Source organism: Streptomyces sp. NPDC001002 (assembly GCF_053599215.1).
On the sequence record NZ_JBSFLV010000003.1, the window covers coordinates 24,670 to 45,383 of the forward strand.

The following is a 20,714-nucleotide window of genomic DNA, read 5'->3' on the forward strand; positions in this document are numbered from 1 at the left end:
GCTCCCATTCGCTGGAGGTCTCCCGGGCTCCCGGTGCACTGGAGCTCTCCCGGATCCCGGTGTCCCGGCTCCTCTACGAGCCTGTCTCCATAGGGAACGTTCCGTCCAACATATGGATGCGGATGCAGCGATCTGCCAGAGCGATAGATCACGATCACCCGGATGCTGCCCTCACCCCCTGACCGCGTGCCGCTCCACCACCTCCAGGAACGCGGCACCCGCCGGCGCCAGCCGCTTGCTGTCGTGGACCACGCAGATGGTGTGCACCGCCGCCGCGTCCGCGATGCCGAGCGCCCGGGCGCCGTACGGCAGCGATCCGTCCGGGGAATCCGCGCCCCGCAGGCCGTCACCGCCGAGAACCGACGACCGCGGTACGACCGTCACACCGATCCCCCGTGCCGCCAGCCGGACCATGTCCTGGATCTGGCCGACCTGGAAGTGCTGGCCCGGTTCCACTCCCGCGCGGGCGAACGCGGCCTCGACCTGGCGGCGCAGTCCGCTGCCCCGGGTGAACTGGATGAGCTGGTGGCTCTCCGGCAGGTCGGCGAGGTCGACGACGTCACCGCCGTCGGCCAGGGCGTGGTCGGCGGGCACGACGAGGACGAGCGGGTCGCTGTCCAGGACGAAGTGGTCGAGCCCTTCCGGGACTTGGCGCGGGCCGAGGCCCACTACGGCGATGTCGAGGTCCCCGGCCAGGACCGCGGCGGCCATCTCCGCGCTGGGCGCGTTGGTCACGTGGAAGTCGATGCCCGGGTAGCGGGCGTGGTAGTCGGCCATCACCTCGACCAGGTCGACCGAGGAGGCCCGCGTCTGCAGCAGCCCCAGGCGCAGCCGCCCGCGCCGCAGTCCGGACAGGGCGTCGAGGGCGGCCTGGGCGTTGTCGACGTCGACGAGGATGCGGCGGGCCAGCGGTTCGAGGAGCTCTCCGGCGGCCGTCAGCCGTACGGAACGGCTGGTGCGGCTGAACAGCTGCGCGCCCACGTCCTTCTCCAGGCGGGCGATCTGCTGGCTGAGCGCGGACTGGGCGACGTAGCAACTGGCCGCGGCCTGGGTGAAGTTGCGGGTCTCGGCGACGGCGAGGAAGTACTTCAGGTGCCTCAGGTCCATCGTGCGCTCGTCTCCCCATCCATCTCTGCCGCAGATCGATCCGAGCAGAACCATGTGTTGGACCGATCCATTGTCGCAAACCTAGCGTCGAAGCACGCAGCCGACCAACCGGTCGACCAGCCGGTCGCCCAACCGTCGCCGGCCTGACCCGACCCGACCGAGGAGTCGACGTGTCCAGCAGCACCATGCCCGTGGGTGGCATACGCCCCCACGACGGCGTCCAGCACCCCGCCCAGCTCGTCGTCCGCAACGCCCGTATCCACACCGGCGACCCCACCCGCCCGGCGGCGTCCGCCGTGGCCGTCACGGACGGTGTCTTCGCGGCCGTGGGAGACGACTCGACCGTCGCCCCGCACATCGGCCCCGCCACCCGCGTCGTCGACGCGCTCGGCCGGCGTGTGATCCCCGGTCTCAACGACTCCCATCTCCACGTCATCCGGGGCGGGTTGAACTATCTGCTGGAGCTGCGCTGGGACGGCGTACGGTCGTTGCGGACCGCGCTGCGGATGTTGCGGGAGCAGGCCGAGCGGACGCCAAAAGGGCAGTGGGTACGGGTGGTTGGGGGCTGGACCGGGGAGCAGTTCGCGGAGAAGCGGCTGCCGACCGTGTCGGAGTTGAACGCGGCCGCCCCCGACACCCCGGTCTTCGTCCTGCACTTGTACCAGTCGGCGATCCTCAACCGCGCCGCGTTGGAGGCCGTCGGCTTCACCCGCGACACCCCGAACCCGCCCGGCGGCGAGATCGTCCGCGACTTCGCGGGCAATCCCACCGGCGTGCTGCTGGCCGCGCCCGCCGCCGGCCTGCTCTACTCCACCCTCGCCAAGGGCCCAGTGCTCGCCCCCGAGGACCAACTCGGTTCCACCCGCCACTACTTGCGTGAGCTGAACCGCTTCGGCGTCACCAGCGCCATCGACGCGGCGGGCGGTTTCCAGAACTTCCCCGACAACTACGCGGCCGTCACCGAGCTGGCCGAGCGCGGCGAGCTGACCGTCCGGATCGCCTACCACCTCTTCCCGCAGACCGCGGGCCAGGAACTCGACGACCTGCGCCGCTGGATCGGCATGGTCAGCCCCGGCGACGGCGACGCGTGGCTGCGCTGCAACGGCGCCGGCGAGAACCTCGCCTGGTCCCCCGCCGACTTCGAGAACTTCGCCGAGCCGCGCCCCCAACTCACCGCCCGCGCAAGGGACGACCTCGAAGCGGCTGCCCGGCTCCTGCTCGACAACGGCTGGGGGTTCCGCCTGCACGCCACCTACGACGAGACGATCCGCCAGGACCTGGACGTCTTCGAGAAGATCGCCGCGGACGGCGGATTCCCGGACGGGACACGGTGGTTGTTCGACCACGCGGAGACCGTGAGCCGGAGCAGTCTGGAGCGGATCAAGGCGCTGGGCGGAGCCGTCTCGGTCCAGAACCGGATGATGTTCCAGGGGGAGGCCTTCATCGACCGCTACGGCCCCGAGCGCGCCGCCACCGCCCCGCCGATCCGCGCGATGCGCGACACCGGCCTCCTCGTGGCCGCCGGCACCGACGCCACCCGCGTCTCCAGCTACAACCCCTGGCTGTCGCTGTCCTGGCTGGTCACCGGCCGCACCATCGGCGACACGCTCCTCTACCCGGCCGCCAACCGCGTCGACCGCGCGACCGCCCTGGAGATGTACACCACCGCGGGCGCCGCGCTGACCGGCGAGTCCGACGTCAAGGGCACGATCTCCGAAGGCAGTTACGCCGACCTGGCCATCCTCTCCGCGGACTACTTCTCCGTCCCCGACGAGGACATCGACCGCATCGAGTCCCTGGTGACGGTGGCCGGCGGCAGGATCGTCCACGCGGCCGGCGACTACGAGAACATCGCCGCCCCGCTCCCGGAGATCAGCCCCGCCTGGAGCCCGGTCGCCCGCTTCGGCGGATTCCAGTCCGAAGCGGTCGACCGGCGGTCGGCGCCGAGCGAATCGGGCGCACGGCAGGCCCACGCCTTCATCGAGGCCGCCGCCGAGTCGGAGGAACAGCGCGCGTGGCGCGACCGACGCGGCGACCTCGACCGCGTACCACGGCAACTGGACGGCACACTCGACCCGCTGGACGGCTGCTTCTGAGAAGCCCGGGTCCGGTCCGGCCTGGGTCAACTCACCTTCCCGACCCCCGAGTTTTACCGGTGACTGTTGCCCAGGCGGGCGCGCAGCAGGTTGGGGTCCCGCTCACCGTACGTCCGCAGCCCGACGTCCTCCAGCCGCAGCCGACCCCGGCAGGCCTGGAGGAACTCGGCGAGGTGCCCGTGCTTGTTCATGAACCCGAGTACGGGCAGTGGGGACGATCCGTGTCTGCCCCTGTGGGGGTGGGATCGGTCAGCGCCTCTTGAACTCGACCGGTCCCGCGTTCATTTCGATGGTGCCGTCCGGGTGCAGGACCGGGCGGCGTTCTGTCATGCGGGCGCTGTAGGCCTCGATGTGGTGGATCGCGGCTCCGTCGGCCGCGGTGAAGTCGACCAGGGCGATGGCCACCCAGTAGCGGGTCTTGGTGTTCTCGAAGAGCGGGACGTCGACGGTGGAGCCACGCCCGTCCGTGACAACGACCTTCGCACCGAAGCTGCGGAAGGAGCCGATGCCGTTGCCGAGCGCCGAGTAGGCGCAGAGGAGGACGTAGCCCTGCTCGTCGGGACGCACGATGCTGACTGCCTCACGGCCTGGCACACGTGAATCGCCGTCGAGACGGATGTAGGGCCGGCCCTTCACCGAGCCAAGACGCTTGTAGTAGACGACGTCGGCGCCTTTGCCCTTCTTCGCCGTCCCTGGGGCAGTCGCGGGTGCAACCGCTCCAGGTCGAAGCGGCTCGCCTTGTGCGACATAGCGCGATTTGACGAGAGTGCCGGGTGCATTCTTCCCGCGCAGGGCCTTTGAGGCCGGCACGAACAACGCGTAGAGATCGAGGTCCGCGCCCTGCCTGCGTCGCCGGTCGCTGCCGCCGTCCCACTCCAAGGACGCCGTGACCACCAACGCGCGGTCCTTCTTGTCCAAGCCCATGGAGACCTGGCTGCCCTTGTCGAGGCTGATCTTGCCCAGTGGCGGCTTGACCAGGTTCATCGGGCTCGTGGACAGGCTGTCGGGCGTGGAGACACTCTCCTCGCTGCCGGACGGGTCCACCGGGGTGGGCTCCTGCGGCTCCTCCACTTGGATCCCGAAGTCCGTGGCGAGGCCGGCCAGACCGTTGGCGTACCCCTGGCCGATGGCGCGGAGCTTCCATGCCGGGCCTCGGCGGTAGAGCTCGATCAGGAGTACGGCGCGTTCACCGTCGGCGAGGGCGGGCGGGCGGAAGTGCACCGGCTCGGCGCCCTGTTGAGCGGCACGTACCAGTACGTCCTTGACGTCGCGGAACGTGCGAGTCACGTCGTCGGGGTCGCAGCTGGCGACCAGGACGACCCGATCCACGTCTGCGGGGAGAGTGGCCGGGTCCATCTCGATGCGCTCGGGGCCCTCGGTGTTCGCGGGGAGGTGCCGGACGGCACCGTCCTCGGCCGAGGGCTGGTTGTAGAAGACCAGGTCGTCGTCGGATCTGACCTTGCCGTCCGCGGCGATCAGCAGGGCGCTGAGGTCGACCGGATCACCCACCGTGTGCAGTTCGGCGACGATGCGCCCCGCACCCACTGGCGTGTTCTCTCCCTTGCGAAGCTCCGGCACACCGTCCACCCCCACAGAATCCCCAGGCCGCTTTCGTGGAACCTTGTCACATCAGACCCAGGAGGGAAGGGGTTCAGAGCGAATGCCCCTGTTTGCGGAGCCAGGCGTAACCCACGAACTCAAAGACCCGAACCCCCAGTTGAAGCGGCTCAGGCCGCCCGTCGAAGCGATGCACGCCCACCGACTGGAGTTGCTCTTCATCGGTGAGCCACTCGCCGACGAAGCCGCACTCCTCGAACCACTCGCAGATCAGCGGGACCCGGTCGGGGGTCTTGCGGTGGCGGGTCCAGATGACTCGGCCGCCGGTCTTGGTGAGCTGGGTGCAGGCGTTGATCGTGCGCTCGATGTCCGGGTCCGTGATGTTGCCGAACAGCCCGCAGATCAGGACGAGGTCGGCCGGGGTCATGCCGGCGTAGTGGTCGAGGAGTGCGGCGTCGGCGGTGACCGTCTCGATCCGGTGCAGGCCGGCCGCGCGGGCGGTCGACGCGGCCGACTCGGTGTTCTGCGGGTCCAGTTCGACCAGGCGGGCGTGTACGTCGTCGCGACGGGGGTGGGTGGGCAGGACGCCGAGTAGGTCACGGGCCTGGCCGGCGCAGAGACTGATCACCCGGAGAGGGCCCGGCGGACAGGCGTCCAGGGCTTGGCGGATGCGGTCCTGGACCGTCAACAGCCGCTGGGCCAGGGGCGATTCGGGGGTGTCGTAGGCGTCGTGCCATTTCTGCCAGTCCATGGGCGGGACCCTAGGCGAGCCTCGTTCAGCAGCCGGTGCCGCTTCAGAGAACGTTTACGGAGATCAGGGCAGCGGATCCCACTTCGTCCAGATCCTGACCGCCGCCAATGGTTCCGCCAAGGTTCCGGGTGGGGGCTCTTGATGGACTATCACCCAGTTCAGCGGCAGTTGCTGGTCCATGTTGTAGTAGCCCAGGAACAGTCCCAGACCACGGCAGAGAGTGTGCGCTTCTCGCCCCGTCATCCCTACCACGTCAGGGACTTCGATACGTGTCGGCCGGTCGCCCATGCCCGCACCATACGGCCACCGCGCCGCAGCCGGGAGGCTTCAGCGGTCGGTTGACCACTCGTCCGGGTGCGGTGTCAGGACCGCGGCGGCCACCCCGCCTCCCGTCGTCATGACGTCGGTCACGAAGCGGAGGCGGCCTACGTGGAGTTGGTGCAGGGCGCGGCCGTGGTCGACGGCCACTACCAGGGTGACCGTCAGCAGGAGGGCGCGCCACAGGAGCAGGGTCGGGCGGCGGGTGACGCGCGGGAGTTCCGTCAGGGAGCCGTGCAGGCGGTCGCAGTGGAACGGAACGTGGCGTTCCTCGTCGGCCAGGATGCGGGATGCCACCGATGAGGTGAGCGGGTCGTCGGTGCCGTCGCGCAGGGCGCGGTAGTAACGGAGGGCCACCACCTCCGCGATCATCAGGACCAGGAGTTCCAGGCGCAGGCCCATGAGGCGGCGTAGGCGGACGAAGACCGTGTCGGTCCAGTGGCCGGTCAGGGTCTGTCTGCCGCCGGAATGGAGGAGTCGGGCCAGGAGGCGGGCGTGGTTCTGTTCCTCGGCCACGAAGAGGCGGACCGCGCGGGCGTAGTCGGCGTCGCCCGCCTGGTCCGCCTTGGCGACGAGGTTGGCGCCGTCGCCGTCCTCGCCGACCTGGAAGCGTTGGACGCTGGACCATATCGCCGGGTGCAGGCTCGCCCCCTGTGCCCAGTCCGGGTCGCCCTGCGCCCGCCGCGCCTCCCGTTCGTCCTCGAACCGCTGTGTCCACTTGGCGAATCCGTCGGTCCGCACGCCGGGCCCCCTCTCCGGGACACGGCCACCGTGCCCGTGTCCGTGTCCTTGTCCTGGAGAGCAACGACGCTCGACGGGCACCCAATCGTTCCGCCGGTTCAGCCCCGGGCGGGCATCAGCGCTTCCGCGCCAGCGTGATCCCGTCCGCCATCGGCAGCATCGCGAGGTCGACCCGCTCGTCGCCGTGCAGGGTCTCGTTGACCGCGCGAACGCCCACCGTGTTGGGGTCCTGCTGCGTGGGGTCGGCGACCCGGCCCGACCAGAGGGTGTTGTCGAGGACGATCAGGCCGCCGGGGCGGGTGAGGGCGAGGGACTGCTCGTAGTACTGCGGGTAGTTCGCCTTGTTGGCGTCGATGAAGACCAGGTCGAAGGAGGCCGGACCGCGTTCCAGGAGCAGCGCGTCCAAGGTCTCCACGGCGTCGCCGAGGCGCAGTTCGATACGGTCGTCCACCCCTGCCTGCTGCCACGCGTGGCGTGCCATCGCCGTCCATTCCTCGCTGACGTCGCAGGTGAGCAGCGTTCCGTCGGCGGGCAGGGCGCGGGCCATGCACAGGGAGCTGTAACCGGTGAAGGTGCCGATCTCCAGGACCTCACGGGCCCCGGTGAGCCGGATCAGCAGCGCGAGGAACTGGGCCTCCTCCGGCAGGATCTGCATGATCCGGTTGGGCAACGCGGCGGTGTCCTCCCGGAGTTGGCGCAGTGCGGGCTCCTCGCGCAGGGAGATGTCGCGGACGTAGTCGAGGACGGGTGGGGTCATGTCGATCTGGTCACGCATGGTGGCTCCCTGCCGGTGAAGTTGCCGGTGAAGTATCGTTACGCTCAGCATTCACATGCAATCAGAGCGTGACGAATCTTGGCCAATCGCACTTCATCCGTTTGCGTGGGAACTCACCGCAGAGATACGCGTGTTGACCGAGCCGCACGGCCGGGAGCCGGCTGCGGGCACGGTTCCACCGGCCACCGGCCGCCACCCCCGGTCACCGGTCACCAGACCCCCGCCGCTACCCGACCTTCGCCGAATCCGCCTCCACCGGCTCCCCCTCCGCCGCCGCCAGCGCGGAATTGCGCCGCACCGAGGACCAGAAGGACCAGCCGATCAGGACCACACCGACGAGACCGGTGATGACCTCGTTGATCTGGTACTGGATGGTCACCATGAGGATCACGGCCAGCGCGCCGATCGCGTAGTGCGCGCCGTGCTCCAGGTAGACGTAGTCGTCGAGCGTGCCCTGGCGGACCAGGTAGACCGTGAGCGAACGGACGTACATCGCGCCGATACCGAGACCCAGCGCCATCAGCACGATGTCGTTCGTGATGGCGAACGCGCCGATCACGCCGTCGAAGGAGAAGGACGCGTCCAGCACTTCGAGGTACAGGAACATGAAGAAGGCCGCCTGGCCCGCCAGCACCACCGGCGCCCGCTTCCGCCCGCTGCGCTCGGCCGCCTCCTGCTCCTCCTGCTCGCGCTCCTCCTCCGCCTCCAGGCGGTCCTCGAAGAAGCCGGAGAGCCCGCCGACGACCATGTACGTGATCAGGCCGGCAATGCCGGAGATGAGGACCGTCTGCGCCTTGTCCGCGTGGCCGCCGCCGTGCTGGTGGGCGTGGGTCGCGAAGGTGAACGCGGTGATCAGCAGGACGATCAGGGCGATGCACACCGCGAGCATGTCGACCTTGCCGAGCTTGGCGAGCGGGCGCTCCAGCCAGCCCAGCCACTTGATGTCCCGGTCCTCGAAGATGAAGTCGAGGAAGATCATCAGCAGGAACATGCCACCGAACGCGGCGATCGCAGGGTGCGCGTCGGTGACGAGCTGCTGGTACTGGTCCTTGTCGGTCAGCGCGAGGTTGACCGCGTCGTACGGATTCTTCTTCGCGGTGATCGCGACGATGGCCACCGGGAAGAGCAGCCGCATGCCGAAGACGGCGATCAGGACGCCGACCGTGAGGAAGATCGTCTGCCAGAAGGGCGACATCTTCTTCAGGATCCCGGCGTTGACCACCGCGTTGTCGAACGACAGCGAGATCTCCAGGACGGTCAGGATCGCGATGACGCCGAACGCCGTCCACCCGCCGTACAGCACTCCTACGGCCAGTCCGAGCGCGGTGGCCACGAACGACCAGCGGAAGGTCTTCAGAAGCACCGGTTGCCCCTTCCCGTTGTCCCGTTGTCGTGCGGTCGCCCGCGGACCGGGCATCGAACAGCCCTGACCGTCACCGGCGTTGTCTATCATGGCCGTCTGTCGCCCGGGTGTCGCGGCGAGCCCCCGGCCCGGACGCGCGTCGGGACAGGGGAGCGTGTGGTCGTCACAGCGATACGCCGGAGGCTACGGCACCGGGAGTACTGGCTGATCGGCTGCGCCACCGCCGTCACCGTCCTCCTCACCCTGCACTCCCTGGTCCCCAACCGCCCAGGACGTCTCGGCAGCGCCCTGGAGACGTTTCTGCCCTGGCTCGGCGTGGCCGTACCGCTGCTCGCCTGTCTCGCGCTGATCGGCCGGTCGGTGTGGGGGCTCCTCGCCTGTCTGCCCCCGACGCTCGCCTGGCTGTGGCTGTTCGCCGGGCTGTGGGTCCCGCCGGGCGCGTACGACCTGAGCGTCGTCCAGCACAACGTGGCCGACGACAACTCCGACCCCGCCGGCACCGCACGCGCGCTGCTCGCCACCCGCGCGCAGCTGATCGCCGTGGAGGAGCTGACACCCGCGGCGCGACCTTCGTACGAGGATGTCCTGGGCGCCTCTCACCCCTACCGCGCTGTCCGCGGCACGGTCGGGCTCTGGTCCGCGTACCCCCTCTCGGACGTGCGGGCCGTCGACATCCGGCCCGCGGGTTTCCCGGACGGCTGGCAGCGCGGTCTGCGGGCCACGGTCGCCGCGCCCGACGGCGAGATCGCGGTGTACGTCGTCCATCTGCCGTCGATCCGGCTCGGCGCGGGCGGCCTGGCGTCGGCGGCGCGGGACGAGAGCGCGGCGCTGCTCGGGGCCCGGCTCGCGGACGAACCGGCGGACCGGCTCCTGGTCGTCGGCGACTTCAACGGCACTGTGCAGGACCGCGGCCTGGACCCGGTCACCTCCCGACTGACCGCTCCCGACTCGGGATTCGCGTTCAGCTGGCCGGCTTCCCTGCCCGTGGCGCGGATCGACCAGGTGCTGGGGAGGGGGGTCGAGGTGACGGAGGTGTCGGCGCTGGACCCGACCGGGAGCGATCACCTTCCGGTGGTGGGGCGCGTACGACTCGGCTAGGTCACGTACGCACAGGTCCGTCGCTCCAGCGCCGAGCCGCGCTCGACTACAAGCCCACGTCCCTGCTGCGGATGTCGTCCAGGGACTCCCGGCGGACCAGGAGGCGGGCGTGGCCGTCGCGGACGGCGGCGATCGGGGGGCGGCCGACGAGGTTGTAGGTGGAGGCCATGGAGAGGTGGTAGGCGCCGGCGACGGGGACCGCGAGGAGGTCTCCGGGGCGTACGTCCGCGGGGAGTTCGACGTCGGTGGCGAGGGTGTCGCCGGCCTCGCAGTGGCGGCCCACGACGGTGACCGGGGTGCGCTCGGTGGTGGTGCGGCGGCCGATCAGGCGGGGGGCGTAGCGGACACCGTAGAGGGCCGGGCGCGGGTTGTCGCTCATGCCGCCGTCCACGGCCACGAAGGTGTGCGTGCCGGTGCGTTTGACGGCGAGCACGTGGTAGAGCGCGATGCCCGCGGGTCCGGCGATGGCCCGGCCCGGTTCGATGGTGAGGCGGGGTACGGGCAGGCCCGCGGCGGCGCAGGCGTCGTGCAGTTCGGCGCGGACCCGGCGGGAGAGTTCGGTGAGGTCGAGGGCCGGTTCGCCGGGGCGGTAGGCGATGCCGTGGCCGCCGCCGAGGTCGAGTTCGGGCAGGACCAGGCCGTGCTGCTGGTGCAGGCGGGCCATCAGGCCGACGACGCGGCGCACGGCGGCCAGGTACGGCTTGACCGTGGTGATCTGCGAGCCCAAGTGGCAGTGCAGGCCGGTCAGTTCGAGCTGCGGCTGGTCGAGGATGCGGGCGATGGCGTGCTGCGCGTGACCGTCGGCGATGGACAGCCCGAACTTCTGGTCGTCCGTACCGGTCCGGATCTTCTCGTGGGCGCCCGCGCTGACCCCCGGCACCACCCGCACCATGACCTTCTGGTGACCGCCGGGCCCGACGGCCGCCGCCAGCCGGGCGATCTCCGAGGGGCTGTCGATGACGATGCGGCCGACGCCCAGGCGCAGGGCCGTCTCCAGGTCGCGCGGGGACTTGGCGTTGCCGTGCAGCACCATCCGCTCGGGCGGGAAGCCGGTGGTGACCGCCAGCTCCAGTTCGCCCGCCGAGCAGACGTCGAGGCCGAGGCCCTCCTCCTCGATCCAGTGGACCATCGCCCGGCACAGGAACGCCTTTGCCGCGTACAGGACTTCGGCGTCCGGGAAGGCGTGCAGATAGGTACGGCAGCGGTCGCGCACCTCGGCCTCGTCGAGGACGTACACGGGCGTGCCGAACCGGTCGGCGAGCTCCGCGAGCGGTACGCCGCCCACGGCCAGTTCGCCGGGGTGGGGCTCGGTGGTGGAGGCGGGCCAGACCGACAGGTCGTCGGCGAGGGCGGCGACCGAGGGGTCGTGAACGGTGGTCATCTGGACAGCCCTCTCTCAGCCGACGCGCAGTGCGAGTACGGCAGGGACGACGGGGACAGCGGGGACAGCGGGAACTCCGGGGTTCGCCGGCCGCGCGGGCCGGGTCGTGGACGCGGGAGCGGGAGCGGGAGCCGGGGCGGGAGCCGAGACCGGGGCCGTGAACTGGGGATCCACCGTGACGGTGGTGACGCCGAGGGGCGCGGTGAGCGCGCGCAGGGCGGGTTCGGCGAGCCGGATCCACGCCTGGCCCGCACCGAGGGTCGCGGTCAGTCGCCGCGCGGAGGTGAAACCGACCGCGGTGCGGTCGCCGAGCGGGGTGCGGAAGACGCGGGTCACGCATCCCGCCGGGCCCGGCCGGACCGGGACGTACAGGGGTCCGGCCGGGAACCGATCGGAGGGTTCGGGGTCCTCGCCGTAGACGGTCTCCGTCATGGAATGCCTCCATCGAATGCGGGTGCCTTGTCGGCGGCCCCGACGCGGGGAGGCGAACGGGACCTGCGAAGGACGCTATGCCCGCCCACCCCCGCCCTGTCCCGCCCGGCGACGGCTCATGACGCGATGCTGACGGAGATCGCGTGGACGCTGACGTGCTGCTTACGCGGGTGGGCGGGAGGTGCGGCGCGGGGCGTCAGAAGGGCGCCAAAGTGCGGCGTACGGGGTGGTCGTGCGGCGCGCGCGGGAGTGTGATGGAGGCAGTAGCCGGGGCAGTACCTGCCAGGTGCGCGTGTACGAGGAGCGGTGAGCCATGTCTGATTCCGGGGCCCGGGACGGTCTGCCGGGAGCGGTTCGTGTGGTGGCCGGGGTGAGCGGCTCGCCGGGCAGTCTGACGGCCCTGCGCCGGGCGGCCCAGGAGGCCTCGCGCCGGGGCGCCGAGCTGTGGCCGGTGATCGCGTGGGAGCTGCCCGGCGGTGAGTTTCACGCGGCGCGCTCATCGGTCCCGCCGCCGCTGCGGGAGCGCTGCGAACAGCTCGCCCGGGAGGAACTCCTGGACATCCTCGACACGATGTTCGGCGCGGCCGGCCCGGGTGTCCCCCTGCACGCGCTGATCGCCCGGGGCCGCCCCGGCCAGGCCCTGGTCCAGATCGCCGACCGCGACACGGACGTCCTGGTCCTCGGCGCCGGCCACCGCGGCCGCCTGCGCCGGCTCCTCTCCCCCTCGGTGAGCCACTACTGCCTCACCCACGCCGCCTGCCCGGTCCTCACCGTCCCGCCCTCCCCCTTGGAGGCCGACCTCGCGACCGTGTGCCGCCGCAACACCTGGCATCTGCGGCTGGACGCGGGGCAGTTGACGGAGGGGCGTCGGGGGCGGGGGCGCGTACAGGACGCGTGAGCTGAGGGTGGGCGTGAGGGTGAGACTGCGGTCGAGGTCAGTCGGTCGCCTCGCCCTGCGCGAACTCGGTGGCCGAGGTCAGCCCCTCATCTCGCCCTGCGCGATCTCGATGTTCTCGTGCACCTGCACGGCGACCGTCGCCGCCGTGGTGGTGGAGAGCAGCGCGCAGGTGGTCAGGAGCGCGGCGATCCAGGTCCGGGCGCGGAGGGGTACGGGGCTGAGGAGCGCCGTGACGCGGTGCGGGACCGGGCCCGTCGCCATCCCGGGCAGGACGGACGAGCGCGGCGCGGACGAGGCCAGGGCGGCTCGGGCGATGGCCCTGGCCGTGAGGCGGCGGTCCCCCACCGCGCCGGCGGCGGCCTCGTCGGCGGCCCGCTCCGCGGCGAGCCGGATGGCCGCGCGGACCGGGCGCAGGGCGGGGTGGCAGTGGGCGGTCAGCTCGGCGGCGGCCAGGAAGTAGTGGTGCCGGCCCGCGTTGTGGGCCCGCTCGTGCGCGAACAGCGCCTCGCGCTCCGCCGCGTCCAGGCTGCGGAGCATGCCGGTCGTGACGACGATGCGCTGCGGCCGGCCGGGCAGGGCGTACGCGTCCGGGTGTGGTGAGTCGACGACGCACAGGTCGCCCGCCGCGGGCCTGCGGTCCGCCTCGGAACGGGCCGCGCGGAAGCCGGTGACCTGCCGCAGCACCGAACGGCCGAGGGTGAGCGCCCCGACGCTGAGCAGGCCGGCGGCCAGGGCCGCGGGCGGCAGGATCAGGTGGGCGGACGGGGCGCGCAGCGGGTGGGTCAGCTCGCCGAGCGCCGCGAACGCCGGGATCTTCAGCAGGCCGGTGAGCGCGAGCGTGCCGAGCGCCGCGACCGTGCCGCCGGCCAGCAACAGCGCGCAGGCGGTCAGGGTCCACAGGGCCGTGACCGGCGGGCAACGGTCCAGGATCCGGCGGGCCAGCGGGGGTGCGGCGAACGGCAGGAGCAGCGGGACCAGCAGCAACAGGAGCTGGAGCAGCGGCACTTGGAGCGGCGGGATCACCAGCGGCGCGGGCGTCACTCGCCGTCCTCCAGCAGCCGGCGCAGCACCTGCTCGTCGTCCGGGTTGAGCTGCGCGACGAAGCGGGCGAGCACGGTCTCGCGGTCGCTGTCCCGGGCCAGTTCGCTGTGCATACGGAGGGCGGTGAGGCCCTGCGGGTCCTGGACCGGCCGGTAGGCGTACCCACGCCCGTGCCGCTCCCGCGCCAGCGTCCCCTTCTCGTGCAGCCGGGACAGGATCGTCGTCACCGTCGTACGCGCGAGGCCGGACGCGAGTTCGGTCTGCACCTGCGCGGGGGTGAGCGGCGCGCCTGCGGCCCAGAGCGCGGCGAGCACCGCCGCCTCCAGTTCGCCCGCGGGCCGGCGCTCGTCCCTCTCGTAGGGCGACTTCTCGTAGGACAGCTTCTCGTGGGACAACGTCTCGTCGGGCTTCTCGTCGGTCATGGGGAACGATCCTCACCCTCAGATCGTCTACAGTATCGTAGACCGTCTACAGAATTGTAGTCGGTGCGGGAGTGTCCGTCCGCAGGAAGGGTGCACGCGATGACCACAGCCGCATCTCCATCGTCGCAGCTCGCGGTGAACGCGCCGAGCACGCGCCTCCTCCCGGCCCGCCCCGCCTCCTCATGAACCGCCGGGACGCCGCCGAACTCGCGGGCAGCGTGGGCGTGGGCGCGTGGACCGGGTTCGGTGTGCTGGCGATGGTCGTGATCGGCGGTGACGGGGCTCCGCTGTGGCTCGACGACGGTGCGCTGAGCTGGTCCGTCGGGCACCGCCCGGACGTCCTGGTGGCGCTGGCCCGAGGGGTCACCGCGACGGGCACCGGCGTCGTCCCGTACCTGCTCGTCGTGCTGGCCGGCGTGATCGCGGGCCGGACCGCGCGCACTCGGCTGACCGCCGCCGCCCTCGCCCTCACCTGCCTCGCCTCGGGCCAGGCCCTGCGGTACGGCGTGCTGGCGCTCATCCACCGCGCCCGCCCGCCGCAGGCCGACTGGGCGACGACGCACGCCTCCGGCTGGGCGTTCCCCTCGGGGCACACCACCACGTCCGCGATCACCGCCGGGCTCCTGATGGTCGCCCTGTCCCTGCGCGCCCCGCGCGGCGGCCGGGCCCTCGCGGTGACGGCCGGCTGCTGGGCCCTGCTGGTCGGGGCGAGCCGCGTCTACCTCGGGGTGCACTGGTTCACGGACGTCATCGGGGGCTGGCTGTTCGCCGTCGGCTGGCTCGGGATCTGCTTCTGCGTGATGGCGCATCGGCTGCCGGAGGGGTTCATAACCGGTGGGGTCGCCGCCCCGCCCGATGTGAGTGCCCGCGCCGCCTCCGGATGAGTACGCGTGCTCAGGACCCGTACCGACGGCGCGGTCACCATGGCCGTATGAGCACACGGGGAGCACTTCCGACCGCCGCCGCCGTCCTGATCGCCGGTGTTCCGGTGGCCACTTGGGGACTGATGGGCCAACAGGACGTCGACGGGTTCACGGCGTCCGAGCTCGACCACGCCTACCGGCCGCCGGCCGTCTCGGACGGTGCGGCCGCGCTGATCGGCGTGCTCGCGCTGGCGCTGGTGGTGGCGGCCGGGGCGCTGCTGGTGCGGGCCGTCAACCGCGGCGAGCTGGACCGGCGTTGGCGGGGAGTGCTGGCGCCGCTGGTGGTCGCCGGGGTGATCGTCGGGGCGGGGCTGCGGGTCCTGACCGCGGGGGTGATCGGGGCGAACATCGGTGCCGGTCTGACGATCCTGTTCGGGGGTCCGGTCGTTGCCGCGCTGGTGCTGTGGGCGGTGGGCCGGAGCTGGTGGCTGACAATGCGTCACCCGGGCCAGGGCAACCGACGCGGTGGAGGCACCGAGGGCAACGAAGGCGGGCGAATTATCCGAATCGCCCCCGACGGAGCGTGACTTCCGGGATCCTGATCACAACTCACAGCTTCTGAAGGCACGATCTCGAAACGAACGACCCTCATCGCGCGTCCTCTTTTGCACACGCTCCCGGGGCGCGGAACCTGGTTGTCCACGGCCCGGACCCGCACGGCCCGGGTACCCCCACAGCTCAGGTACGCATGATCTTGACGCGCACGACCAACGTCCACCGACCCACCGTCCCGAAAGGACACCGCCCATGGCCACACCGCTCTCCGCCGCGAAGACCCTGTCCGCCTTAAAGACCGAAGGGCTCACCGTCCACGAACACGCCGGCTGGAAGACGCACAACCGCGACGCGGCGACCGGCAAGTCCTTCGGCCCGGTCATCGGCGTGCTGATCCACCACACCGCCGGACACGGCGACAAGGAGCTCTGCTACAAGGGCAGATCAGATCTCCCCGGCCCGCTGTGCCACGCCTGGCTCGGCAAGACGGACGGGCTGTGGATGATCGGCCACGGCCGCACCAACCACGCCGGCTCCGTCGACCTCGACGTACTGAACGCGCTGCGCGAGGAGAGGTCGCTCCCGCACGACGACGAGGCCAACGCCGACGGCAACGACGTCCTGTACGGCCTGGAGATCGAGAACCTGGGCAACGGCAAGGACCCCTACCCGGACGCGCAGTACCGGCAGGCCGTGCTGTGGGCCGCCGCGCTGTGCCGGGCGCACGGCTGGTCGGAGAAGTCCGTCGCCGGGCACAAGGAGGTCCAGCCGGGCAAGATCGACCCCAGCTTCGACATGGACGACTTCCGGGCCGACGTGAAGAAGCAACTCGCCCTCACCGTCGGCAAGTCCACGCCCGGCAAGCCGCTCCCCGGCAAGGCCACCAAGCCCCGCGTCGACCTCTCCCGGCTGATCAAGGCCGCGAAGACCGACCCGGGCGCCAAGCAGGGTCACGTCAGCTACATGGCGGGCACCAACCTCGTCGAGGCGGCGCTGGTCAAACTGGGCTACCTGTCCAAGACCTACGCCGGCGACGGCTCCTTCGGCTCCACCACGATCGCCGCGTACGCCAAGTGGCAGCACCACCTGCACTACACGGGCGCCGACGCGAACGGCATCCCGGGCAAGATCTCGCTCGGCAAACTCGGCGACGCGACCGGACTGTTCACCGTGGTCGCCTGATACCGGCGGCCCAGGCCCCCGGTATCAGCCGCCCCGCACGGCCCACGCGTCGCTCACCACCTCTCCGTACCGCCTACATCTTCCGGCGGTATCTTCCGGCTGTATCTTCCGGGCGGTTCCGGGGTCTTGTCCGAAAAGGACCTCCCCGGGACCGCCCCGACGGCTCTGTGGAGTGAGCGCAACCCGGAGGAGGCATCTCCATGGCCAAGCATCTGGTCGTCTGCTGCGACGGGACCTGGAACATCGCCGACCAGCAGTGCAAGACCAACGTCACCAAGGTGGCCCTGGCCGTACGGCCGCATTCGGCCGTGGGCACCGAGCAACGGGTGTACTACGGCAAGGGCGTCGGCACCCTGCGCGGTGAGCGGCTGCGGGGCGGCGCCTTCGGCGCGGGTCTCTCGCGCAACGTCCTCGACGCGTACCGCTTCCTCGTCCACACCTACGAACCCGGCGACCAGCTCTACCTGTTCGGGTTCAGCCGGGGCGCGTTCACGGCCCGCAGCCTGGCGGGGCTGATCCGCAACTGCGGCATCCTGCGCCCGGAGCACGCCGACCGGATAGGCGAGGCAGGGGCCCTGTACCGCAGCCGCGCGACGAGACCGACCAGCGTGGCCGCGACCCTCTTCCGCCGGGCGTACTCGTACGAGACCGAGATCCGCTTCATAGGCGTGTGGGACACGGTCGGCGCCCTCGGCATCCCGGCGCTGCCCGGCCCCCGTCTCTTCCGTCGCCTTGTCGAGCGGTTCAACCGCCGCTGGTCCTTCCACGACACCGAGCTGAGCAGCTGGGTGAACGGCGCCTTCCACGCCCTCGCGATCGACGAGCAGCGCTCGGCGTTCGCACCGACCCTGTGGCACCAGCAGCCAGGCGCGTTCGCCAAGGGCCAGGAGCTGAAGCAGGTCTGGTTCGCCGGGGTGCACACGGATGTCGGCGGCGGCTACCCGGAGTCGGGCCTGTCCGACATCACCCTGCACTGGATGGTCGCCAACGCCCGCGCGTACGGCCTGGAGTTCGAGGCCGACGCCTTCACCTCCGGCGGCCCCGACCGCGCGAAGCCGGGCGAGCCGGAGCCGATGACGATGGACCAGGACCCGGACCCGACGGACGAGGACGACGGCGTCGAATTCACCGTGGACCCCAGCCCGTTGGGCCCGCTGCACAACTCCCGCACCGGCCTGTACCGCCTCCTGAAGCCCCTCCACCGCCCCATCGGCCGGGCGACCGACAAGAAGACCAAACTCCTCGACGGCCGCGAGTACCTGGCCGACACCGCCCTGCGCCGCCACCGGGACGACAAGGACGCGTACGACCCCCCGGCACTCGGCGACTACCTCAAGGACTTCGACGAACAGCACGTCGAGCGGATTCCTCTTCCGTCCGAGTGAGCGACGGACCGCGTTCCTCGCGCTTGCCCGCCGCCCATAGGGCCAAGGTCACCGCGATCGAAGCAGCGGCCATCACCGTCATCGCCGTTGCGGGTGAGGTGAGTTGGGCCACCGAGCCCGCCAGTGCCGCCGCCACGCCCTGCATCGTCAGCATTCCGGCGCCCCGCAATCCGAGGGCGTGGCCCGCGAGTTCGTCGGGGGTCAGGGTCATCAGGCGTTCCTGCTGGACGAGGCTCGCGCCGAAGCCGACGGAGGCAATGCACGCGGCGAGGGCGGCCCAGGGCATGCCCGGCCGCAGGGCGAAGAACAGGTACGGCGTGGCCAGGAGCAGGAGCAGCGGGGTGGCCAGGCGGGGGCGCAGCGCCGACGGCAGGAAGCGGCCGACGCTCAGGTCGCCGACGAACATGCCCAGCGCCGCGCACGCGAACAGCGCGCCCGCGGATCCGGAGTCGTAGGAGACGAAGAGGGATTCGCAGCCGACGACCAGGCCGTTGGGCAGCCACATGCCCAGGTAGGTGAGGCGGCGGGGGCGGGAGGACCACAGGAGCGCGTTGGTCTGCCAGGTCGCCCGGACGGACGGGCGGCCCGCGGCGCGCTGCGGGCGGGCGGTCAGGCCCAGGCGGATGGCGAGGGCCGAGGTGGCGTACAGCGCCGCCGCCAGGAGCAGACAGGCGCGGGGGGACAGCAGTGCCAGCAGGGCGCCGCCGGTCGCGAAGCCGACGACCTGCATCAGGCCCGAGACCATGTTGAACACCGAACGCCCCAGCAGATAGCCGGACTTGGGCAGGATCTCGTTGAGCAGACCGCCGCTCACCCCGCCGCCCAGCGAGGCGATCAGGCCCTGCAGGAAGACGACGCCGAAGATCGCCCCGATGGGTAGGCCGGGCAGCGCGAGCAGGGCCGTACAGGCGGCGAAGGCGAGGTTGATGCCGGTCAGGGTCACGCGTGGGGGCAGTCGGTCGGCGCCCGAGAGGAAGAAGGTCGCCCCCAGCATCTGCGCGAGCTGCGGCCCGAACATGCTCACCGCCGACAGCAGCGGCGAGTCGGTCGCCCGGTAGACCAGCGTGGCGAGCGAGAGCCCGCCGATCGTCAGGGCCGCGTTCTGGGCGGCGAAGGAGAAGAAGAACGGGGTGTATTCGGGCGTGCGGAAGAGCTCGCGGTAGCTGCGCATGGGCGGAGTCTGCGGGGGTGCGCGCGGGAGTCGTATTCTTTCGCCCGGACGCGAAACACCGGGGGGTGCGCATGGGGTGGTGGCAGCTCAACGCGGACACGCTCGCCCGCAGCCGCTTCGTCATCTCCCCGTTCGCCGAGACCTTCGCGGCCCTGAAACTGCTGCACGCGGGCAGCGCCACGCACCCCGGTGAACAGGCCTGGCTGCGGGACCGGTTGCCCGGCTACCGCGCCCGCCTCGCCGCCGACCCCACGACCGCGCAGCTCGTCCGCGCGGGCCTGGGCCGGTCCTGGATCGCCGACTTCCTCTGCCCCACCCAGAAGGACGGGGAGACCTTCGAGGCGTGCGTCGCCCGGGTGCGGTCCGCCCATCCGGCCGCGGCCCGCGCCCACCTCACGGTCTCCCTCGCCGGCCCGCTGCCCGCCGTACTGGACCGCGACGACCTCCCCGACCGCGCCGCCGCGCTCCTGGAGTACGTGTGGACCGAGACCGTACGACCGGACTGGGACCGGCGTCGGCGGGTGCTGGAGGCGGACGTGGTCGCCCGGACCGCGCTGGTCAGCCAGGGCGGCTGGGCGGCCGTACTGGACTCCCTGCGGCCCGGGCGGATGCGCTGGCTCGGGGAGAACCGGCTCCAGGTGAACCTGCACGAGTACCCGCCCCGCGAGATCTCCGGCGCCGAGCTCGTGTTCATGCCGGTCACCCCGAAGACCGGCTGGGTGTCCTGGGAGGAGTCCGAGATCTACGCGCTCGTCTACGCCTGCGCGGGCGCCCTCGCCGACCCCGGCAACCGGACCGTGCCCAGCAGCCTGGCCGCCCTGCTCGGCCCGGCCCGCGCGGGTGTCCTCGTCCTCCTCGACTCCCCCATGAGCACGAGCCAGCTGGTCGCGGTGACCGGCCAGGGGCTCGGTTCCGTCGGCCGGCATCTGAAGGTGCTGCTGGACGCGGGTCTGGTGGAGCGGCGGCGGGCCGGGCGGTCGGTGCTGTACTCGCGGGCGGCGGCCGGGGAGGTGCTCGTGGAGGCCCAGAACCGGGCCGACACCGAGCGGAGTTAGCATCCGCTTATGACGACTACAGATGGTTCTTCCCCCCTCGACGTCGAGATCGGTGCCCTCAAGGGTGGCTCCGCGGACCTCTCCCAGTACGCCGGCAAGGCGGTCCTCATCGTCAACGTGGCCTCCAAGTGCGGCCTGACCCCGCAGTACACGGGCCTGGAGAAGCTCCAGGAGCAGTACGCCGACCAGGGCTTCACCGTCCTCGGCGTGCCCTGCAACCAGTTCATGGGCCAGGAGCCCGGCAGCGCCGAGGAGATCGCCGAGTTCTGCTCGGCGACGTACGGCGTGACCTTCCCGCTGACCGAGAAGGTCGAGGTGAACGGCGAGGGCCGGCACCCGCTCTACCAGCGCCTCACCGGCTTCGCCGACGCCGAGGGCCACACCGGCGACATCCGCTGGAACTTCGAGAAGTTCCTCATCGGCCGCGACGGCGAGGTGGTCGCCCGCTTCTCCCCGAAGACGGAGCCGGACTCGGCGGAGGTCGTGGCGGCGGTGGAGGCGCAGCTCGCCTGAGCTGACCCAC

At 71.4% G+C, this 20,714-nt stretch carries 22 protein-coding genes; 9 read left to right on the forward strand and 13 right to left on the reverse strand.

Going from position 1 to position 20,714, the window contains the following annotated elements; genetic code table 11:
- Positions 1-171: 171 nt before the first annotated feature.
- On the reverse strand, positions 172-1,107 hold the full coding sequence (locus ACWDR3_RS02545; protein WP_450350157.1) for a LysR family transcriptional regulator: 936 nt from the start codon (positions 1,105-1,107) through the stop codon (positions 172-174).
- A gap of 185 nt (positions 1,108-1,292) precedes the next feature.
- Here ACWDR3_RS02545 and ACWDR3_RS02550 point away from each other — a divergent pair, with 185 nt between their 5' ends.
- Complete coding sequence (locus ACWDR3_RS02550; protein WP_450350357.1) at positions 1,293-3,203, forward strand: amidohydrolase; 1,911 nt, start codon at positions 1,293-1,295, stop codon at positions 3,201-3,203.
- A 53-nt stretch (positions 3,204-3,256) separates the two neighbouring features.
- Here the strand turns inward: ACWDR3_RS02550 and ACWDR3_RS02555 are convergent, their stop codons facing one another.
- The 7 genes from ACWDR3_RS02555 to ACWDR3_RS02585 all read right to left on the reverse strand — a co-directional run bounded on the left by ACWDR3_RS02555 (position 3,257) and on the right by ACWDR3_RS02585 (position 8,708).
- Positions 3,257-3,394 carry a hypothetical protein gene (locus tag ACWDR3_RS02555; RefSeq protein ID WP_450350159.1) on the reverse strand — a complete coding sequence of 46 codons (138 nt, stop codon included), beginning with the start codon at positions 3,392-3,394 and terminating at the stop codon, positions 3,257-3,259.
- A gap of 58 nt (positions 3,395-3,452) precedes the next feature.
- Positions 3,453-4,748, reverse strand: coding sequence for a TerD family protein (locus tag ACWDR3_RS02560; protein ID WP_450350161.1), 1,296 nt, complete (start codon positions 4,746-4,748; stop codon positions 3,453-3,455).
- A 106-nt stretch (positions 4,749-4,854) separates the two neighbouring features.
- The gene (locus tag ACWDR3_RS02565) at positions 4,855-5,511 is read right to left on the reverse strand and encodes an SAM-dependent methyltransferase (RefSeq protein ID WP_450350162.1); all 657 of its coding nucleotides are present in this window, start codon (positions 5,509-5,511) and stop codon (positions 4,855-4,857) included.
- A 63-nt stretch (positions 5,512-5,574) separates the two neighbouring features.
- Entirely contained in the window at positions 5,575-5,799 is a 225-nt protein-coding gene (locus tag ACWDR3_RS02570; protein WP_450350163.1) for a PASTA domain-containing protein, read from the reverse strand.
- Between the two features lie 39 nt (positions 5,800-5,838).
- Positions 5,839-6,570 (reverse strand): ferritin-like domain-containing protein, encoded by a 732-nt coding sequence (locus tag ACWDR3_RS02575; RefSeq protein WP_450350164.1) that lies wholly within the window; start codon positions 6,568-6,570, stop codon positions 5,839-5,841.
- A gap of 115 nt (positions 6,571-6,685) precedes the next feature.
- Positions 6,686-7,345, reverse strand: coding sequence for an O-methyltransferase (locus ACWDR3_RS02580; protein WP_450350166.1), 660 nt, complete (start codon positions 7,343-7,345; stop codon positions 6,686-6,688).
- 226 nt (positions 7,346-7,571) lie between these two features.
- Complete coding sequence (locus ACWDR3_RS02585; protein ID WP_450350168.1) at positions 7,572-8,708, reverse strand: DUF475 domain-containing protein; 1,137 nt, start codon at positions 8,706-8,708, stop codon at positions 7,572-7,574.
- A gap of 156 nt (positions 8,709-8,864) precedes the next feature.
- Here ACWDR3_RS02585 and ACWDR3_RS02590 point away from each other — a divergent pair, with 156 nt between their 5' ends.
- Entirely contained in the window at positions 8,865-9,806 is a 942-nt protein-coding gene (locus ACWDR3_RS02590; protein ID WP_450350170.1) for an endonuclease/exonuclease/phosphatase family protein, read from the forward strand.
- A 46-nt stretch (positions 9,807-9,852) separates the two neighbouring features.
- On the opposite strand, the gene lysA is transcribed toward ACWDR3_RS02590, so the two are convergent.
- Together lysA and ACWDR3_RS02600 are read right to left on the reverse strand one after the other, a co-directional pair.
- The gene (lysA, locus tag ACWDR3_RS02595; protein ID WP_450350171.1) at positions 9,853-11,187 is read right to left on the reverse strand and encodes a diaminopimelate decarboxylase; all 1,335 of its coding nucleotides are present in this window, start codon (positions 11,185-11,187) and stop codon (positions 9,853-9,855) included.
- Positions 11,188-11,202: 15 nt separating this feature from the next.
- Positions 11,203-11,619: an SAV_915 family protein gene (locus ACWDR3_RS02600; RefSeq protein ID WP_450350172.1), complete on the reverse strand. Its 417-nt coding sequence runs from the start codon at positions 11,617-11,619 to the stop codon at positions 11,203-11,205.
- Positions 11,620-11,932: 313 nt separating this feature from the next.
- Here ACWDR3_RS02600 and ACWDR3_RS02605 point away from each other — a divergent pair, with 313 nt between their 5' ends.
- A complete protein-coding gene (locus ACWDR3_RS02605; RefSeq protein ID WP_450350173.1) occupies positions 11,933-12,517 on the forward strand; it encodes a universal stress protein in 585 nt (194 codons plus the stop codon).
- A gap of 78 nt (positions 12,518-12,595) precedes the next feature.
- On the opposite strand, the gene ACWDR3_RS02610 is transcribed toward ACWDR3_RS02605, so the two are convergent.
- Entirely contained in the window at positions 12,596-13,558 is a 963-nt protein-coding gene (locus tag ACWDR3_RS02610) for a M48 family metalloprotease (RefSeq protein ID WP_450350175.1), read from the reverse strand.
- Positions 13,555-13,980 (reverse strand): BlaI/MecI/CopY family transcriptional regulator, encoded by a 426-nt coding sequence (locus tag ACWDR3_RS02615; protein WP_450350176.1) that lies wholly within the window; start codon positions 13,978-13,980, stop codon positions 13,555-13,557. The genes ACWDR3_RS02610 and ACWDR3_RS02615 overlap by 4 nt, the downstream gene beginning before the upstream one ends.
- A gap of 182 nt (positions 13,981-14,162) precedes the next feature.
- On the opposite strand from ACWDR3_RS02615, the gene ACWDR3_RS02620 reads away from it, so the two are divergent.
- The 4 genes from ACWDR3_RS02620 to ACWDR3_RS02635 all read left to right on the forward strand — a co-directional run bounded on the left by ACWDR3_RS02620 (position 14,163) and on the right by ACWDR3_RS02635 (position 17,965).
- Positions 14,163-14,864: a phosphatase PAP2 family protein gene (locus tag ACWDR3_RS02620; RefSeq protein ID WP_450350178.1), complete on the forward strand. Its 702-nt coding sequence runs from the start codon at positions 14,163-14,165 to the stop codon at positions 14,862-14,864.
- Positions 14,865-14,911: 47 nt separating this feature from the next.
- Positions 14,912-15,430 carry a hypothetical protein gene (locus tag ACWDR3_RS02625; protein WP_450350180.1) on the forward strand — a complete coding sequence of 173 codons (519 nt, stop codon included), beginning with the start codon at positions 14,912-14,914 and terminating at the stop codon, positions 15,428-15,430.
- 220 nt (positions 15,431-15,650) lie between these two features.
- Positions 15,651-16,580, forward strand: coding sequence for an N-acetylmuramoyl-L-alanine amidase (locus ACWDR3_RS02630; RefSeq protein ID WP_450350181.1), 930 nt, complete (start codon positions 15,651-15,653; stop codon positions 16,578-16,580).
- Between the two features lie 200 nt (positions 16,581-16,780).
- Complete coding sequence (locus tag ACWDR3_RS02635; RefSeq protein ID WP_450350182.1) at positions 16,781-17,965, forward strand: DUF2235 domain-containing protein; 1,185 nt, start codon at positions 16,781-16,783, stop codon at positions 17,963-17,965.
- On the opposite strand, the gene ACWDR3_RS02640 is transcribed toward ACWDR3_RS02635, so the two are convergent.
- On the reverse strand, positions 17,913-19,136 hold the full coding sequence (locus tag ACWDR3_RS02640; RefSeq protein WP_450350184.1) for an MFS transporter: 1,224 nt from the start codon (positions 19,134-19,136) through the stop codon (positions 17,913-17,915). The two genes, ACWDR3_RS02635 and ACWDR3_RS02640, sit on opposite strands and share 53 nt — an antisense overlap.
- A 71-nt stretch (positions 19,137-19,207) precedes the next feature.
- On the opposite strand from ACWDR3_RS02640, the gene ACWDR3_RS02645 reads away from it, so the two are divergent.
- Together ACWDR3_RS02645 and ACWDR3_RS02650 are read left to right on the forward strand one after the other, a co-directional pair.
- Entirely contained in the window at positions 19,208-20,191 is a 984-nt protein-coding gene (locus ACWDR3_RS02645) for an ArsR/SmtB family transcription factor (protein ID WP_450350186.1), read from the forward strand.
- 9 nt (positions 20,192-20,200) lie between these two features.
- Positions 20,201-20,704, forward strand: coding sequence for a glutathione peroxidase (locus ACWDR3_RS02650; RefSeq protein ID WP_450350187.1), 504 nt, complete (start codon positions 20,201-20,203; stop codon positions 20,702-20,704).
- Positions 20,705-20,714: the final 10 nt, after the last annotated feature.